The 13,404-nt window shown below is 75.3% G+C and carries 19 protein-coding genes; 9 read left to right on the top strand and 10 right to left on the bottom strand.

Annotated features, from left to right (window positions below):
• Positions 1-12 precede the first annotated feature (12 nt).
• On the bottom strand, positions 13-840 hold the full coding sequence (locus tag Ae505Ps2_RS34215) for an NUDIX domain-containing protein (RefSeq protein WP_349289825.1): 828 nt from the start codon (positions 838-840) through the stop codon (positions 13-15).
• Between the two features lie 128 nt (positions 841-968).
• On the opposite strand from Ae505Ps2_RS34215, the gene Ae505Ps2_RS11975 reads away from it, so the two are divergent.
• From Ae505Ps2_RS11975 to Ae505Ps2_RS11965, 3 genes are all read left to right on the top strand, one after another.
• A complete protein-coding gene (locus tag Ae505Ps2_RS11975) occupies positions 969-1,964 on the top strand; it encodes an ABC transporter ATP-binding protein (protein WP_075308215.1) in 996 nt (331 codons plus the stop codon).
• Positions 1,961-2,995, top strand: coding sequence for an ABC transporter permease (locus tag Ae505Ps2_RS11970; protein ID WP_075332998.1), 1,035 nt, complete (start codon positions 1,961-1,963; stop codon positions 2,993-2,995). The genes Ae505Ps2_RS11975 and Ae505Ps2_RS11970 overlap by 4 nt, the downstream gene beginning before the upstream one ends.
• Before the next feature lie 66 nt (positions 2,996-3,061).
• Positions 3,062-3,361, top strand: coding sequence for a 4a-hydroxytetrahydrobiopterin dehydratase (locus tag Ae505Ps2_RS11965; RefSeq protein WP_060713209.1), 300 nt, complete (start codon positions 3,062-3,064; stop codon positions 3,359-3,361).
• 112 nt (positions 3,362-3,473) lie between these two features.
• On the opposite strand, the gene Ae505Ps2_RS11960 is transcribed toward Ae505Ps2_RS11965, so the two are convergent.
• The gene (locus tag Ae505Ps2_RS11960; RefSeq protein ID WP_075308217.1) at positions 3,474-4,271 is read right to left on the bottom strand and encodes a carbon-nitrogen hydrolase family protein; all 798 of its coding nucleotides are present in this window, start codon (positions 4,269-4,271) and stop codon (positions 3,474-3,476) included.
• A gap of 200 nt (positions 4,272-4,471) precedes the next feature.
• Between Ae505Ps2_RS11960 and Ae505Ps2_RS11955 the strand changes: the two genes are divergently transcribed.
• Positions 4,472-5,542 carry a 3-deoxy-7-phosphoheptulonate synthase gene (locus tag Ae505Ps2_RS11955; protein ID WP_075308218.1) on the top strand — a complete coding sequence of 357 codons (1,071 nt, stop codon included), beginning with the start codon at positions 4,472-4,474 and terminating at the stop codon, positions 5,540-5,542.
• Between the two features lie 11 nt (positions 5,543-5,553).
• Here the strand turns inward: Ae505Ps2_RS11955 and Ae505Ps2_RS11950 are convergent, their stop codons facing one another.
• The 3 genes from Ae505Ps2_RS11950 to Ae505Ps2_RS11940 are packed head-to-tail and all read right to left on the bottom strand — an operon-like array spanning position 5,554 to position 6,994.
• The gene (locus tag Ae505Ps2_RS11950; RefSeq protein ID WP_020622671.1) at positions 5,554-5,973 is read right to left on the bottom strand and encodes a hypothetical protein; all 420 of its coding nucleotides are present in this window, start codon (positions 5,971-5,973) and stop codon (positions 5,554-5,556) included.
• Positions 5,974-6,020: 47 nt separating this feature from the next.
• The gene (locus tag Ae505Ps2_RS11945; RefSeq protein WP_075308219.1) at positions 6,021-6,509 is read right to left on the bottom strand and encodes a GNAT family N-acetyltransferase; all 489 of its coding nucleotides are present in this window, start codon (positions 6,507-6,509) and stop codon (positions 6,021-6,023) included.
• Entirely contained in the window at positions 6,503-6,994 is a 492-nt protein-coding gene (locus Ae505Ps2_RS11940; protein WP_075308220.1) for a GNAT family N-acetyltransferase, read from the bottom strand. The genes Ae505Ps2_RS11945 and Ae505Ps2_RS11940 overlap by 7 nt, the downstream gene beginning before the upstream one ends.
• 140 nt (positions 6,995-7,134) lie before the next feature.
• On the opposite strand from Ae505Ps2_RS11940, the gene Ae505Ps2_RS31970 reads away from it, so the two are divergent.
• Together Ae505Ps2_RS31970 and Ae505Ps2_RS11935 are read left to right on the top strand one after the other, a co-directional pair.
• Positions 7,135-7,290, top strand: coding sequence for a hypothetical protein (locus Ae505Ps2_RS31970; protein ID WP_158071451.1), 156 nt, complete (start codon positions 7,135-7,137; stop codon positions 7,288-7,290).
• A 70-nt stretch (positions 7,291-7,360) separates the two neighbouring features.
• On the top strand, positions 7,361-7,918 hold the full coding sequence (locus tag Ae505Ps2_RS11935; protein ID WP_075312352.1) for a TetR/AcrR family transcriptional regulator: 558 nt from the start codon (positions 7,361-7,363) through the stop codon (positions 7,916-7,918).
• Between the two features lie 88 nt (positions 7,919-8,006).
• Here Ae505Ps2_RS11935 and Ae505Ps2_RS11930 read toward each other — a convergent pair whose 3' ends face one another.
• On the bottom strand, positions 8,007-8,636 hold the full coding sequence (locus tag Ae505Ps2_RS11930) for a hypothetical protein (protein ID WP_075553622.1): 630 nt from the start codon (positions 8,634-8,636) through the stop codon (positions 8,007-8,009).
• A gap of 693 nt (positions 8,637-9,329) precedes the next feature.
• Between Ae505Ps2_RS11930 and Ae505Ps2_RS11925 the strand changes: the two genes are divergently transcribed.
• Both Ae505Ps2_RS11925 and Ae505Ps2_RS11920 read left to right on the top strand, forming a co-directional pair.
• Positions 9,330-9,881 carry a GNAT family N-acetyltransferase gene (locus tag Ae505Ps2_RS11925; protein ID WP_075308222.1) on the top strand — a complete coding sequence of 184 codons (552 nt, stop codon included), beginning with the start codon at positions 9,330-9,332 and terminating at the stop codon, positions 9,879-9,881.
• 37 nt (positions 9,882-9,918) lie between these two features.
• The gene (locus tag Ae505Ps2_RS11920; RefSeq protein ID WP_249265258.1) at positions 9,919-10,752 is read left to right on the top strand and encodes a MarR family transcriptional regulator; all 834 of its coding nucleotides are present in this window, start codon (positions 9,919-9,921) and stop codon (positions 10,750-10,752) included.
• 7 nt (positions 10,753-10,759) lie between these two features.
• On the opposite strand, the gene Ae505Ps2_RS11915 is transcribed toward Ae505Ps2_RS11920, so the two are convergent.
• Positions 10,760-11,320 (bottom strand): TetR/AcrR family transcriptional regulator, encoded by a 561-nt coding sequence (locus Ae505Ps2_RS11915; RefSeq protein WP_075308223.1) that lies wholly within the window; start codon positions 11,318-11,320, stop codon positions 10,760-10,762.
• 90 nt (positions 11,321-11,410) lie between these two features.
• Here Ae505Ps2_RS11915 and Ae505Ps2_RS11910 point away from each other — a divergent pair, with 90 nt between their 5' ends.
• Positions 11,411-11,872: a nuclear transport factor 2 family protein gene (locus Ae505Ps2_RS11910; RefSeq protein ID WP_075308225.1), complete on the top strand. Its 462-nt coding sequence runs from the start codon at positions 11,411-11,413 to the stop codon at positions 11,870-11,872.
• Positions 11,873-11,878: 6 nt separating this feature from the next.
• Here the strand turns inward: Ae505Ps2_RS11910 and Ae505Ps2_RS11905 are convergent, their stop codons facing one another.
• From Ae505Ps2_RS11905 to Ae505Ps2_RS31965, 3 genes are all read right to left on the bottom strand, one after another.
• Positions 11,879-12,316, bottom strand: a complete 438-nt coding sequence (locus Ae505Ps2_RS11905) for a BLUF domain-containing protein (RefSeq protein ID WP_020623134.1) — start codon at positions 12,314-12,316, stop codon at positions 11,879-11,881.
• A gap of 156 nt (positions 12,317-12,472) precedes the next feature.
• The gene (locus tag Ae505Ps2_RS11900; RefSeq protein ID WP_198932129.1) at positions 12,473-12,802 is read right to left on the bottom strand and encodes a hypothetical protein; all 330 of its coding nucleotides are present in this window, start codon (positions 12,800-12,802) and stop codon (positions 12,473-12,475) included.
• A gap of 64 nt (positions 12,803-12,866) precedes the next feature.
• Positions 12,867-13,316, bottom strand: coding sequence for a hypothetical protein (locus Ae505Ps2_RS31965; protein WP_075308227.1), 450 nt, complete (start codon positions 13,314-13,316; stop codon positions 12,867-12,869).
• Positions 13,317-13,404: the final 88 nt, after the last annotated feature.

The raw sequence follows: 13,404 nt of genomic DNA, 5'->3' as shown, positions 1-13,404 counted from the left end.
GGGGACCGCGCATCAGGTCCGCAGCAGCTCCACCAGTTCGGCGACGACGGCCCGGTCGGCGTCGAGCCAGCCCAGGGTCGCCACCTCGCGGCGCCCCACCCAGCGGAGCGCCCGGTGCTCGCGGGCCTCCGGCTCCGGGGAGCCGGGCTCCAGCCGGGCGGTGTGGATCTGCAGCACACGTCGCCCGAGCGGCAGGTCGGTGCCCAGCCGCTCCCCGACCACCACCCGCGCACCCAGCTCCTCGGCGCACTCCCTGACCAGGGCCCGGGGCCCGCTCTCGCCGTCCTCGACGCCACCGCCGGGCAGCTCCCAGCGGCCGGCCAGTTCGGCCGGGTAGGAACGCTGGGCGACGAGCAGCCTGCCGTCCCGGACGATCGCCGCCCCGACGACCACCCCGGCCCGGCCCAGCTCCGCGACCCGCTCGGCGAGCACCTCGCGGCGGGCCCGGAGCAGGCGCGCACCGAACCGGCGCAGCACCGGGTCGGAGATCCGGCCGAGCACACCGAGGGGCGGCTGCCAGGTGAGCTCGTCGCGGACATGGCTGCCACCCCCGGCGGCGGCCACGACCCGGGTCGAGTGCCGCAGCACCGCGGCGGGACCCGCCGCCAGCTCCGACCACACCCCACCGGCGCCGGCGCGGGTGATCCGTGTCCGGCAGGCGAGGAACCCGCCGGGCAGCGCGACCCGGACCTCGTCCCCGGCCACGAGCAGCGCCGACGGCGCGGTGAACCGGGCTCCCACCCGCGCGACCGCGCGGGCCGACGGGGCCGACTCGCGCAGCACCCCCGCGACGAGTCGGGGCGGTCCGTCCACGTGATGGTCCAGGCTCAGCACCGGCACGCCGTCGATCCTCGCAGCCGGTCCCGCAGCCGCCCGGGGCGGCCGATCGCCGGCCCCGCACCCGGCCGGAGTGGCCGAACTCGGCGAAAACGGCCCGCTCGCGCCGCCGCGCGGTCACGCTGGGTGCCGTGTACCCGACGTCCGCTCCCCTCGACCCTCCCGAGCCGCCCCCGGCGCCGCGCCCACCGGCGGTGCGCGCGATCGGTCTGTCCCGCGGTTTCGGCGCGGTGCGCGCGGTCGACGGGGTGGACCTGGATGTGCCGATGGGCGCGGTCCTCGGGCTGCTCGGCCCCAACGGCGCGGGCAAGACGACGCTGATGCGGATGCTGCTCGGGCTCCTCGCCCCCAGCGACGGCGAGGTCGAGCTGCTCGGACGGCGACTGCCGCACCGCGCGTCGGAGGTGTTGCCGCACGTCGGCGCCCTGGTCGACGCGCCTGCGCTGCACCCGCACCGCACCGGTCGGCAGAACCTGCTGCGGGCCGCGGCCGCCGAACCGCTGCTGGACTCGGCGCGGATCCCGGCCGCCGTCGACGCCGTGCTGCGCCGGGTCGGGCTCGCCGAGGCGGCCGACCGCCGCGCCGGCGAGTACTCCTCCGGGATGCGCCGCCGCCTCGGGCTGGCCGTGCCGCTGCTGACCCGGCGGCGCCTCGTCGTCCTCGACGAGCCGACCGACGGGCTCGACCCGGCCGGCACCCGGGAGGTGCGCCGGCTGATCGCGGAGATGAACGCCGCGGGCGCGACGGTGATCGTCAGCTCGCACCTGCTCGGGGAGATCGAGGCGACCTGCAGCCACGTCGCGGTGCTCCGGGCCGGGCGGCTGCTGTGCGCGGGCCCGCTCGACGAGCTGGTCGACTCGGGCCCGTCGGCGCTGGTGGTGACGACGCCGGACGGCGAGCGCGCCGTCGCGGCCCTGCTGGCCCGGGGCATCGACGCCGAGCAGGGAACCCGGGACCGGGTGTTCGTGCCGGCCGGGCCCGCCACGCCGGACGTCGTCGCGACGCTGGTGCACGCGGGTGTCGCCGTGCACGGGGTGACGCGGCCCGCGGCCCGGCTGGAGGAGTTCTTCGCCCGGCTCACCGAGGAACCGGCCTCGACGGGCGCCGGGTCCGGGGCGGGGCGGTGAGCGCGATCGTGCGCCCCGAGCACACCTGGGGCGCCCCGGACCCCCGCCCGGGCGACGACTGGGCCGCCGCACCCCACGGCTCCCCCGGCGCCGTCCCGGGCGACCCGGCGGTCGCTCCCGCGCCGCGCGACCGGACCGGCGGCTCCCCGGCGACGACCGGAGCCAGGGCAGTCATCCCCCACGGGGCGGCCTACTCGCAGGCACCGGCACGGCCGCGGTCCGCCGGCTCCCCCCGCCCACGCTCCGGGCCGAGGACCGGTCGCCCGGCGCGCCGCCCCACCGCGGCCCCCTTCGGCCGGCTGCTCCGCTCGGAGCTGGAGCTCGCCCTGCTCCGTCCGCGCACGGCGGTCGTCCTCGCGTCGGCGGCGCTCGTCCCACTGCTGGCGACGATCGCGCTGGCCACCGACGACGGCCGGCTGTCCTTCGCGCTCGGGACCCTGACGGTCGCGCTGTCCGAGCCCGCGGCGTTCGCGCTCGGGATGCCCGTCGTGCTCGTGGCGGCCGACGCGTTCGCTGCGGAGCGGGCCCGCGGCACCCTCGACGCCCTGCGGCTCTCCCCCGTCGGCCCGGGACGGCTGCTCGGGCTCAAGGCCGCCGCGGTCGCGGTGACCTCGCTGCTCGCCGCGACGACGACGGTCGTCTCCGCCCTGGTCTGCGGCGGGCTCGCCCTGGGCGCGGGCCCGTTCGGGGTGGGCGACACCCTGCTCCGCGCGGTGGTGCTCACCGGCTGGGCCGCCGCGCAGCTGTGCGGGCTCGGGATGCTCCTGCTGGCGATGTCGGCGCTGGTCCGGCGGCCCGCCGGGGTCGTCGCGACCGGTCTGGCCGCGCTGACCGTCGCTCCGCTGGCGACCGTGCTGTGGGAGCCGGTCGCGCCGGTCCTGCCGTCCGGACACTGGCACGAGGTCCTGGCCGGGATCCTCGCGGTGCCCGCCGACCCGTCGGCGCTGTGGGCGACCACGGCGCGGGCGGCCGGCTTCGCCGTCGCCGGGGCGGGGGTCGTGGTGTTCGCCCTGACCCGCCGCGACGGCTGAGCGCTCCGGGACGATCCGGACACCCTCCATCGCGACGGGGTGCACCGTCTGCGCCACGATGGGCCGATGCCCACCCCGACGCTGACCGACGCCGAGATCGCCGACGCCCTGCAGAAGCTGCCCGGTTGGGACCGCGACGGCGACTCGATCGTCCGCACCGCCACCCTGCCCGACTTCGAGTCCGCGATCGCGGTGGTGGACCGGGTCGCCGAGGACGCCGAGGCCGCCGACCACCACCCCGACATCGACATCCGCTACGCCACGCTGACCTTCCGGCTGTCGACGCACTCCGAGGGCGGACTGACCGCGAAGGACGTCGACCTCGCCGCGCAGATCTCCGACCGTCTCAGCACCGCCGGCGGCTGAACCACCCACGGCCGGGCCGGGCCACGCACCGCTCCCCCACCGCGAGGCCCCCCGGCGCAGCACCCCGACGCGGCGCCCGACCGCCGAGCCACCGGACGCGGCCGGGCGCGGCTCAGAACCGCCGGTTGGCCAACACCGGGATCTGCTCGCGGACGGTCGCGGCCTCCGCCGGGTCCACGTCGACCACGAGCAGCCCGGGCTCGGCGCCGAGCGCGTCGACGACCTCGCCGCGCGGGCCGGCGACCAGGCTGTACCCGATCCCGGTCGGGGCCTTGCCGTGTTCGCGGCCGACCGTGGTCGGATCGGCCTGATCGCACGCCACGACGAACGAGCCGGTGTCCACCGCACGGGCCCGCACGAGCAGCTCCCACTGCTCACGCTTGCCCGGGCCAGTGCCCCAGGAGGCGGGGACCAGCAGCACGGTGGCGCCGTCGTCGGCGAGGCGCTGGTACAGCCCGGGGAAACGCACGTCGTAGCAGGTGGACAGGCCGACCGTGACCGGATCGTCCCCGCCCACCCCGACCACGACCGGATCGTTCCCGGGCTCGACGGTGTCGGACTCGGCGAAGCCGAACGCGTCGAACATGTGGATCTTGTCATAGTGGGTGTCGACACCGCCGCCGGTGGCGAGCAGCGTGTTGCGGACCCGGCCGTCCCCGGACGGGGTGAACATCCCCGCGACGACGGTGGTCCCGGCCGCCGCGGCGAGCTCGCGGACCCGGGTCGCCCACGGTCCGTCCAGCGGCTGCGCCACCGGGCCGAGCCGGACCCCGAAACAACACATGGTGGCCTCGGGGAACAGCACCAGCTGCGCGCCGGCGTCGGCGGCGGCGAGGGTGTTGCGCTCCACCTCCGCGAGGTTCTCCTCGGGATCCGGGGTGGACACGATCTGGGCCAGGGCGATCCGCATGTGCCGGTCGTACCACGCCGGTCCCGCGCGTGGGGTACGGTCGGGGCGTGCTGAACGCGTACTACTGGTTTCGCCGGCCGGCCCGGGATGGGCTGGCAGGTGCCGTAGCGCGCTGACCTCCATCCCCTCGAGCCGGCATTCCAGACCGGCTCGGTCGAGGTGATCCGAGGCGGTCCGCCGGGTAAGGACCACCGTCTCCGATGAGTGCGAGCACCACCCCTCTGCAGGTCGCCCCGACCGACGACCGCCGTATCGAGCGGATCAGCCCGCTGATCTCGCCCGCGCTGCTGCGCCACGACCTGCCCTGCGATCCCCGGGTCGCCGAGACCGTCACCCGCGGCCGCGCCGCGGTCACCGACATCCTCGACGGCGACGACGACCGGCTGCTCGTCGTCGTCGGGCCGTGCTCGGTGCACGACCCCGAGGCCGCCCTGGACTACGCCCACCGCCTCGCCGCCCGTGCCGAGGAGCTGTCCGGCGAGCTGTGCGTGGTCATGCGGACCTACTTCGAGAAGCCGCGCACGACCGTCGGCTGGAAGGGCCTGATCAACGACCCGGGCCTGGACGGCACCTTCGACGTGAACCGCGGGCTCCGGACCGCGCGCACGCTGCTGCTCGACATCTCCGCGCTCGGGCTGCCGGTCGGCTGCGAGTTCCTCGACCCGATCACCCCGCAGTACATCGCCGACGTGGTCACCTGGGGCTCGATCGGTGCCCGCACCGCGGAGAGCCAGGTGCACCGCCAGCTGGTCAGCGGCCTGTCGATGCCGGTCGGGATCAAGAACGCCACCGACGGCGACATCCGCGCGGCGATCGACGGAATGCGGGCGGCCGCGGCGTCGCACGTGTTCATGGGGGTCAACGCCGACGGGCTCGCCGGCCTGGTCACCACCATCGGCAACCCGGACACCCACGTCATCCTCCGCGGCGGTGCCACCCCGAACTACTCGGCCTCCGACGTCACCGCCACCGCCGACGCCCTGCGCGCGGCGGGCCTGCCGGAGCGGATCGTCGTCGACGCCAGCCACGGCAACAGCGGCAAGGACCACGTGCGGCAGGCCGGCGTCGTCACCGAGCTGGCCGAGCGGATCGCGGGCGGCGAGCGCGCCGTGACCGGGCTGATGATGGAGAGCTTCCTGGAGGCGGGACGCCAGGAGCTGGGCCCGGACATGATCCGCGGCCGCTCGGTGACCGACGCCTGCATGTCCTGGCCCACCACCGACGAGCTGCTGGGCACGCTCGCCGACGCCGTGCGCCGCGGCCGCCGCTGAGCCCGGGCCGCTCACCCCGGGCCGTCCAGCCGGTCGAGGACCCGGCGGCGCAGCAGCTCGTACTGCGCGCGGCAACGCCGCGGCGGGCCTGTCGGCCGCACGACCACCCGGGGCGGGTGGACCGTCTCGCCCGGGCCGAACTGGTCCCGGGTCAGGTCCACCTCGGCGCCGCAGGGCAGCCGGTTCCACCAGTGGTAGCCCTGCAGCGTGCCGTCGGCGTGCCACACCTCGGCGAGCAGCAGGTCACCGCCGAACAGGTCGTGCAGGACCAGTGCGGTCGCCCCGCACTGGCCCCGCGACGGACGGTCCGGCGTCCAGTCCCTGACGTCCGCGACGTCGCAGGTGTCGTGGCTCCAGGAGGCGCGCAGCGCGGCCACCACCCGCGACGGGACGGGTGGCGAGGCCGGGGGCGACGGCGGGGCGGTGGTCATGGTTCCGACGCTACGAGCGACCCCCGACAGTTCCGCGTCGCCGCAGCTCAGCGGTCCGGTAGGCCGAGGTGCAGGGCCATCAGGACGTCGTCGACGGCGACCCCGTCGACCACGAACTCGGCGCGCAGCACGCCCTCCTCGACGAAGCCGCAGCGGCGGTACAGCTCCCGGGCCCGGGTGTTCGGACCGAGGACCCGCAGCGTGACCTTGCGGCCGCCGGTGTCGCGGGCCCGGGCCACCGCGGCGGCGACCAGCGCGCGGCCGACGCCGCGACCGGCGTGACCGGGGTGCACCGCCAGCCCCCCGATGTAGTGGACGTGGTCGCGCGCCGGGACGGCGGGCGGCGCGGGCCCGACGATCACGTACCCGACCACGGCGCCGTCGTCGTCGGCGACGAGCACGTCCCCGACCGGGGTCCGGTCGAGGAACGGTTCGGGCCGCGGCGGGGCGGGGCTGACCTCGGCCGTCCAGGTCAGGGCATCGATCCGGGTCAGCTCGGGGTCGTCGGCGGGCGCCGCGGCCCGGACGGTCAGCACCGCGGGACCGGACGGCCGACGGGCCGGTCCATCCGGGTCTCGCTGATGCCGTCGGGGCGCTCGACGACGCCCCGGTCGACGAACCCGAGCCGGCGGTAGAACGCCGCGGCGCGGTCGTTGCCGACCACCACGTGCAGCGCCAGCGTCCGCGCGCCCCACCCGGCGGCGCGGTCGAGGACCGCGTCGACGAGCGCGGTCGCGGCATCGCCCCCGCGCGCGTGCGGGGCGACCCACAGGGCGATGAGGTCGGCGACGCCGTCGTCGTCCGGCGGGACGGCCACGACCTGCCCGGCGGGTCGGCCGCCGACCTCGACCACCAGGTACCGACCGGGCGCGGCCAGCCGGTCGCGCCATTCCTGCTCGCCCGCGCCGAGCCAGTCGGTGAGCCGGCTGTGGAACGCGTCGGGGGCCTCGGCCAGGGCGGCGAGGCGCAGGTCGCGCCAGGTCTCCCAGTCGTGGGGGCCCAGCTCCCGGACGGTGATCACGCATGGCCTCCCGGACGGACGGAGGCGCCGAACCTAGCAGCGCCCCGGGGCGCTCCCGCCGCCCGTCCGGCGATCGTCGATCCTGATGAGGCTGGTCCGCACGGCGCAACATCGACCCGCTGTCCGGCGAGAGGACCGGCATGAGCGCGCCGCACCGCCGTACCCGTCCCGCCGGGCCCCGCCTGCTGCTGGCCGGGGCCGTCCTCGTGGTCACCCTGTTCGGGACCGTGGTCGCCGGGCCCGCCTCCGCCGGCACGGACTGTTCCGCAGCCTGGACCGCGGCCGGATGTCCCTGATCCCGCCCGGCGGGCGACGCGATGCCGGGTCGCCGCAACCGGGTGTCACCCGTTCGGCAGAATGGTGAGCGTGGATCCCCGGGCGGTGCGCACGCGACGGCGTCTCCAGGACGCGCTGCTCGCGCTGGCCAGGGAGCGTTCCCTCGAGTCGATCACGATCGCGGACGTCGCGGAGCACGCGTCGGTGAACCGCAGCAGCTTCTACCAGCACTACACCGACAAGGAGATGTTGCTGGCCGACGCGCTCGCCAACCGGGCGGCGGACGCCGGGGCGGATCTGTCGGACCTGTCGATCGACGACATCGGGCCCGAGCCGCCGGCGGCGCTGCTGCGCTGGTTCCACCACCTCGCGGAGCACGCGCCGTTGTACCGGCAGGCGCTCGGCGGTGCCGCGGCGCCGGACGCGGCGGCCGGGATGCGCCGGCGGATGCAGTCGGTCGTCGCCGACACGACGGTGGGGCTCGGAGTCTCCGAGGACGCGTTCGGCATGCCGCTGGACGTGTTCGCCGCCGCCCTGACCTGGACGCTGCTCGGCGTCGCGGCGAGCTGGCTGGAACGCGATCCGCTGCCCCCACCCGAGGTCGCCGCCGGGTGGGCGTGGCGGATGCTGGTCCGCCGGGACTTCTGAGCTCCGCTCGGAGGAACCGGTCGGCCGTACCGCCCGGGCCGGGTCAAGCGGCCCGGGCGGTACGCGCCTCACGGGTGTTCCGCGGCGCTCAGCCCTGCACGATGCCGGAGTTGCTCTGGTCGACCGTGGTGGTCGACTGCGACACCGGACCGCCGGACAGCAGGCCGCCGATGTTGATCGACGGGTTGACAGTGGCCGCGATGTCGATCAGGCCGCCGCGCTGCGAGGCGTGCCCGCCACCGCCGTGCTTGCCGCCGGACTGCAGGATCCCGCTGTTGGAGTCGTCGACGGTGGTGGTCGACTGCTCCACCGGGCCGGAGTTCAGGATGCCGCCGATGTTGGCCGACGGGCTGACGTCCAGACCCAGCCCGACCAGGTCGTCGACCTGCACGGCGTCGCCCGCGCCGCAGCCGCTCTGCACGATGCCGGAGTTGGACCGGTCGAGCTTGGTGGTCTGCTGGGAGACCGCACCCTGGTTCAGGATGCCGCCGACGTTCAGCTGCGGGTCGACCGCGGCGTCGAGGCCGAGCAGACCGCCCTTCTGGTACGCCGAGGACGGCGCGCAGTCACGACCCTTGTCGTGGTGCTTGCCGCCGTCGCCGTAGTCACCGGCGAAGGCCATTCCGGCCGAGCCCAGGACCAGCGGGACGGACAGGGCGCCGGCGGCGGCGATCCGCCGGGCGTTGCGGCGGGCGGGAGTCGTCTCGGGGGCGTCCATGGCACTCCTTCTGTGGCGATGTGATCCGGCCGTCGTACTGACACTCCGTCACTGACCGGTGCCGCAGAACGTACGGAGGCTGATCACTCAAGCGAGAGAACCCCCTCGTTCGGGCAGCGTTATGTCCGTTTCGCTGCGCCCGAACCGACCGCTCGCCGCTGACCAGCTACACAGAGTGCTATCCACCAGGTGTCGTTTAGCTACTCTCCGTGCAGAATCAGCAGCTCGCCGATCGTTACGGAAAGCGTCTCGGAAGTGGCATGAATCACAGATGCGCAACGGGGAGGGCGAACGCGCGTCTCTAGCCCCCGGAGTCACCGCCCGCGCCGGGTGGACACCTCGCGATAACCGCATCCACCTGCGGGAATGGGCCGGACGGCGGGACGCGACTCGACCGTTCGTCGCGCGGGGAACGGCTGCCGGGTGTGTATCGATCGCCGAACGGCGGCCCGGAACGGGACTGGACAGCGCTTCGCACCAGACTGTCGCGCGGCGGCCAGCGCCCTCAGGATGGTCAACGACGTGGTCCGTCCGGAGTAACGCTGTCGGGGTGGATCCACACCCGGACGGGTCCTCCGGGAGCCGACGTCGCTGCCGGAGCCACGGTCGTGGTCGGCGGGGACCGGCCGCGCCCGGCCGTCACGGGCCGGAAACCCGGTGTCGCGCGGGACGGACGACCGCGATCCTGGGCGGGTGCACATCGGACTGCGGCGCCTCGACGAGCCCCTGCTGGCGGCGTTGTGTGACACGGCGGCCGCCGGGGCGGACCCGCTCGAGGTGATGCCGCCGGTGCCCGGTCCGCCGGGGTGGACGGTGCGGCGGCGCGCGGCGTTCGTCGCGTTCCACCGGGAGCGGTCGGTCGCGGCGCCGAGGCCGGTCGAACGGACCTGGGCGGTCGTCGTCGACGGGGAGGTGGCCGGGGCGGCGCGGCTGGAACCGGTCGACGGCGGGGAGGAGGCCGGGATCTGGCTGGCCCGGCCGTGGCGGGGCCGCGGCGTCGGTGCCACCGTGCTGCGGATGCTCGTGGAACGCGCCGACGGACCGGTCGTCGCGGAGACCACCGCGGACAACGGCGCGGCGGTCGCGGTGCTGCGCGGGCTCGGGGCGGGCGTGACCGTCGAGGGCGACGCCGTGCACGCCCGGTGGGGCCGGGCTGCCGGGCGGCCGCGCAGCGACGCGGGCAGGGCGGTCCTCGCCGCGGGCGACCGCACCGGCGGCCGGTGCTCACCACCCGGGCCCGGGTGACCGCTCAGTTCCCGACGCCCGCCCGGTCGTACCGGTCATGTCCGCAGCACACACCGCCCGCCGCATGTTCGAGCTGCTCGAGCCGATCTGCCTGGCCACCTACCTCGCCGACGAGCCGAACGAGGAGCTGGCCGCGCTCGGCCACCGCACCTACTGGGACGGCTACTTCGCGAGCCGCGCCGCGCCGCTGGGCCGGGTCCCGGCCGAGGTCGTGCACGCGGCGTTCTACAGCTTCGCCGACGGCGAGGCCGCCCGGCACATCCCGAGCGCCTGGGCGACGGCCCCGCCGGAGGAGTCCTTCGCCGCGTGGCGCCGGGGAAGCGTCGCGGCGCTGCGCCGGATCCTCGGCGCCGAGATGTCCGGCTCCCCCGGCGTGGCCCGCGCGGCCGACCTGCTCACCACCGCCTCGACGGGCGCGCCCGTCGAGGGCCGGGTGATGTACGCCGGGATGCGCGCCCTGGAGGTCCCCGCCGACCCGCTGACCCGGTTGTGGCAGTCCGCGACGACGCTGCGCGAGCACCGCGGCGACGGGCACGTGACCGCCCTGCTCGCCGAGCGGGTCGGGGGCACCGAGGCCCATCTGCTGTCCGCGCTGGACATGGGCATCCACCCGCCGGAGACGTTCGGGCGCGTGCACCACCTGCCGGCGGCCCGGCTGGCCGAGGTCATGGCCGGGCTGCGGCGACGCGGCCTGATCGACGACGACGGGTGGCTCACCGACCCGGGCCGGGAGGTCAAGGCACGCGTGGAGGCGCTGACCGACGAGCTCGCCGCACCGCCGTACGCGGTCCTGTCCGACGCGGAGCTCGACGAGCTGGTCGCGGAGCTGGAGCCGCTGTCCACGGTGATGACGGCGGCCTGGTCGCAGTGACCGTCGGTCAGGGCAGCAGTGCCGCCACCGCCGCCCGCGCCTGCCGCGCCGGCTCCGGGCTCCCGCCGATCGCCGCGGTCACCATCGCCCCCTCCGCGAGCAGGCAGACCGGCTCGACGGGGTCCACCCCGGCCGCCGACGCCCACTCCCCGAGTTCCCGGTGGAACAGCTCCTTGTGCCTGCGCACCTCTCGCAGCACCGGCTCCGAGGTACTGCCGAGCTCGCCGTAGGCGTTGATCCAGGCGCAGCCGCGGAACCCCGGCCGGGCGAACCACTCCCCCAGCCAGTCGAAGGCGGCGAGGAGCCGCTGCCGCGGGTCCTCGACCCGGGTCACGTACGCCGCCAGGTCGGCGCGCCACCGCTCGTCGCGCCGACGGAGCACCGCGACGACGAGGTCCTCCTTGGTGGCGAAGTCCCGGTAGATCCGCTTGAGCGGGAGCCCCGACGCCGACCTGACCTGGTCCATCCCGACGGCCCGGATGCCGCGCTCGTAGAACAGCAGCTCCGCCGCCTCCAGCAGGCCGTCCCGGTCGAGACGGGCCTGTTCCTCGGTGATGGCCGCAGGCACCGATGACCTCCTTGACATCGAGAACGGTCGTTCCCTACGTTACCGGAACGCATCGAGAACGATGGTTCTCGACCCACCGAGGAGGCAGCCGTGGCCGAAGGCCGTCCGCCCTACCCGCCGTTCACGCCGGAGACCGCGCGACAGAAGGTGCAGGCCGCCGAGGACGCCTGGAACACCCGCGACCCGGAGCGCGTCGCGGGCGCGTACACACCGGACTCGGTGTGGCGCAACCGCGACACCTTCGCGACCGGCCGGCAGGAGATCGTCGAGCTGCTGACCGCGAAGTGGCAGCGCGAGCAGGACTACGCGCTGCGCAAGAGCCTGTGGGCATTCGACGACAACCGCATCGCCGTCCGGTTCCAGTACGAGTCCCGCGACGCCGACGGCCAGTGGTGGCGCAGCTACGGCAACGAGCTGTGGGAGTTCGACGAGCTGGGGCTCATGCGGCGGCGGGAGGCCAGCATCAACGACGTCCCGATCACCGAGGCGGAGCGGCGTATCCACGGCCCGCGCCCCGACTCCGAGCGGGGGGTCGACATCCCTCTGCAGTGAACGACGTCAGACCGTGTCCGCGCCGATGGTGTTCCGCATCCGGGTGAGCAGATCCTGCTGCTCCCGCCCGGGCTGGTCCGGCGCCGCGGGCCGGATGCGGCCGTCGACGTCGTGCAGCGGGATGTCCGAGCGCCCGATCGCGGAGATGCGGGCCATCGACCAGCGGGAGAACACCCGGGAGTCCACCGTCGTCGACTCGAGGACCGACACGTCGGTGTGCCGGTCGTCTGCCTCGATCTTCTCGAACAGCCCGGTGACCACTGCCTCGTCGCCCTCCAGGGTCTGGACGAACCAGTTGTCCGAGATCAACAGCGCACCGGTCACACCGGCCTTCTTGTTCTTCGACCGAGCCACGTCGAAGATCTCGGCGAGGACCTCGTCGCGGCGGTCGCGAGGCACGGTGCTGTGGCTGCGGTAGATCAGCCTGTGGACCTGCTCGGCCATGTGGTTCCCCCGTGTCGGTCGGGCCGCCTCACCGGAGACGGGCGTGGAACCGTCACGGACCCGGATCCCGGGTGATCGTCACGGCCGTCCCGACGGTAGTGGCGTACGACACACTCCGACGTCGCGATATGAGACGCCCTGTCGGAAGATCGGTCGCTACCGGGCCCCGTCGAACCGGACGTCCACCCGGACCTGTCGTCCGTCTCGCACCGCCACACCGTGGCCCGGCCGTTCCTCGCCGTCGACCCGGACCCGCAGCGGTGCGCCCTCGCCGGTGAAGTTGCGCCACCAGTTCTTCCGGTCCGGCAGCTCGACACGGATGACGCCGCCGTCGCCGGCGGGCTGGAAGGCCACGGGGAGCCGGAACTCCGTGCCGGATCGGCGTCCGTGGTAGCTGATCTCCGTCAACGGACCGAGCCTGCCCGAGCGCGCGAGGGGCGCGACGACGGTGTTGACGACCCGGGCCATGCGCTGGAGGAGGTTCACGCTCCGCCAGCGTAGCCGCGGGCGACCGGCGCCGCCCGTGCCGCGACGGGGAGGTCAAGGCAGGTCAGCAGTCGCTCCGGGGCACCAGGCCCCGCTCGCACAGGTACTGCATCTGGGTCTCGCCGCTGGTCGGTGCCCGGCCCGCGGACGTACCCGGGTCGAGGTACCCCTGGTAGGCGGAGCACGACGGGTCGAACCGGCCGGCCGCCATCGCCCGCTCCGCGCAGTCGGCACCGGCGGTCGTCGCCCTGCTCCGCTCGGCCTCCCGCGCCTCGGCCGCCGCAGCCCGGTCCATCGCCCGGCGGGCCTCGGTGAGCGCCCCGTCCACCGCCGCGCCCGGCACGGACGCCGCCGGACCGACGCGGAGCAGCACACCGGTGGCGGGTGCGAACCGGGCGGACACCGGAGCGACCGCGGGTTCCGGGACGGTGCTCGGCTCGGCCCCGGACGCCGCGGCGCACGCGCTGGTGGCGAACACGGCGGCGACGACGGCTGCCACGGCGAAGCGGCCCATGCCCATCGTCGTTCCCCCAGCCGGTCACACCGGCCCCGCTCGCCGGGGCCTCGCGCACAGTGTCGTGGGTGGCGCGACGACGGTCAGT

Origin of the sequence: Pseudonocardia sp. Ae505_Ps2 (genome assembly GCF_001932425.1) — a bacterium.
Taxonomy (GTDB): domain Bacteria; phylum Actinomycetota; class Actinomycetes; order Mycobacteriales; family Pseudonocardiaceae; genus Pseudonocardia.
This window is presented reverse-complemented; position numbering and strand designations above follow the sequence as displayed.